The 1,713-nt window shown below is 66.4% G+C and carries 3 protein-coding genes; 1 reads left to right on the top strand and 2 read right to left on the bottom strand.

All coding sequences use genetic code 11. The features are described from left to right. Positions 1-20: 20 nt before the first annotated feature. Positions 21-149, top strand: coding sequence for an SDR family oxidoreductase (locus tag ACRDUX_RS28085; protein WP_526418660.1), 129 nt, complete (start codon positions 21-23; stop codon positions 147-149). 193 nt (positions 150-342) lie between these two features. Here the strand turns inward: ACRDUX_RS28085 and ACRDUX_RS28080 are convergent, their stop codons facing one another. Together ACRDUX_RS28080 and ACRDUX_RS28075 are read right to left on the bottom strand one after the other, a co-directional pair. Next, on the bottom strand, positions 343-1,377 hold the full coding sequence (locus ACRDUX_RS28080) for an LLM class flavin-dependent oxidoreductase (RefSeq protein WP_526418659.1): 1,035 nt from the start codon (positions 1,375-1,377) through the stop codon (positions 343-345). 120 nt (positions 1,378-1,497) lie between these two features. Then, positions 1,498-1,713, bottom strand: a 216-nt coding sequence (locus ACRDUX_RS28075) for an SDR family oxidoreductase (protein WP_526418657.1), incomplete at its 5' end; no start/stop codon positions are given.

Below are 1,713 nucleotides of genomic sequence, written 5' to 3'. Positions count from 1 at the left end.
ACCCCGACATATTGCCCGAGGTGGTGCGGCCCATCGCCTTGGGTCGGGTCGGGCGCCCAGACGAGATCGTCGGAGCGGCGGTGTATCTGCTGTCGGACGCTTCGAGCTACACCACGGGGTCGCTGATGACCATCGACGGTGGCGTGTAAGCCCTTGGCACGATGCGGGTCCGCCCGATGGCCACCGTCTAACCCTGCTGGGTGCCATTGCGCGACCCGCCGGCCTCACCGTTGGATGCCTCTGACGGCGAGTTGAGTGCGCTGCCAACGCCCTTGATCTGGGTTGTCCTCCAGAACTGCCGGACTCGCGTGACGCCGACCCGGCGGTCTCGGAATTTCTCGATCACGTGCAGGGGTAGGCAGGTGGTGCGCTGGCGCCCCATCCATGGAATGCCTGTGAGAACGCGTCGATCTCGCCGGCGATGTCGGGTCCGGCCGGCGTGTAGACGATCTCGGTGATGCCGAGCGCCGCCGAGTTCGCCGCAGCCGAGCGGACCTTGGCCGCCGGCCCGGTCCAGCCATACTCGAGGATGCCGGACCCGGCTTCGTGAATCGCCTTGCGGTCCCGGTCGGTCAGCGCGCAGACGTGCCCCTCATGCACGCCAAGGTGCATCTGTCCCGCTGGGCGCACCGCGCGCAACCCGTCGAGCCAGACGTCACCGCCCGGCAACTCGGTCACGTAGTCCGGTGCCGCCTCGTAGACGGCATGCCACATCGCGGCGTACCATGGACCCGCGGCTTCGATCACTCGCGCGTCCTCGTGGTTCTCACCGGGACGTAGGACCGTGCCCGACACGATCATTGCGGCCGGTCGCGAACTCTTCAAGGGGCTTTCGGGCGGTTGGCTCAGTAGTACACCGTCGGCGTCGATTGCCTCGGCGACGGCCATGCCCTTCGGTCCACTCGGGGCGACCCACAATAGCGTACGGATCGGTCGCCTCGGGGCCCATCCGGACATGTGCAGCATTTGACAGGGCGCGTCGTCGATCTCGACGAGATCCCCATTGAGCAGAGCGCGCAGTGTTCTGACGTACTCGGCGACCCGTGCCCACGCCAAGGGCTTTTGGCCAAGCGCCCGCCGCGCGGTGAATCCCGTTCCGAAGGCACACGTCAACCGTCCTGGTGCGGTCTCCTCGATGGTCGCGATCGCAGCGGCGGTGACCATCGGATGTCGAAGGGACGGCACCGCGACTCCGGTGCCGACCCCCAGCTCGGACGTCGCATCGGCGGCCCGTGCTGCGGCGATCCAGATGTCGCCGTAGACCGCCGGCGAATCGAAGAGCCAGAGTCGTATGCACCCGGCCTCTTCGGCCGCGCGGGCGTAGTCCGCGATCCTGGCACTCGGAGGCAACGCCACCGACAGCTGAAGCTCACTCATGATCACCCTTCATCGGCAACCGGAAATGAAAAAACAACGTCACCTTAACTGGTTTGCGCGGTGGACGTGCGTAGGCCGGCCAAATGTCGGGCGGACGGAAGTAGGAACGGCGCCAGTGTTTCACCGTGTGGGAGTCGCGTCGTGCGGTTTGGCACCGTCAATGGCTTCATCGCCAAAGACCATGCGGACCAGATCTTCGTAGTTGGCCCCGTCGTGAATGCTCAGGCCGCCGCACACGTTGAGCACCTGCCCGGTCACCCAGGATGCGGCAACGGACGCCAAGAACCCGACCGCTCCCGCAATGTCCGCCGGCGTACCCAAACGGCCGAGGTAGGT

Source organism: Mycobacterium sp., from assembly GCF_050701675.1.
Classification (GTDB): Bacteria; Actinomycetota; Actinomycetes; order Mycobacteriales; family Mycobacteriaceae; genus Mycobacterium.
The sequence above is the reverse complement of the archived record's forward strand: the minus strand, read 5'-3'. Positions and strand labels throughout refer to the sequence as shown.

Coding starts and splice junctions, on each gene's coding strand:
- ACRDUX_RS28080 (WP_526418659.1), bottom strand. CDS start 1,377: ATGAGTGAGCTTCAGCTGTCGGTGGCGTTGCCTCCGAGTGCCAGGATC.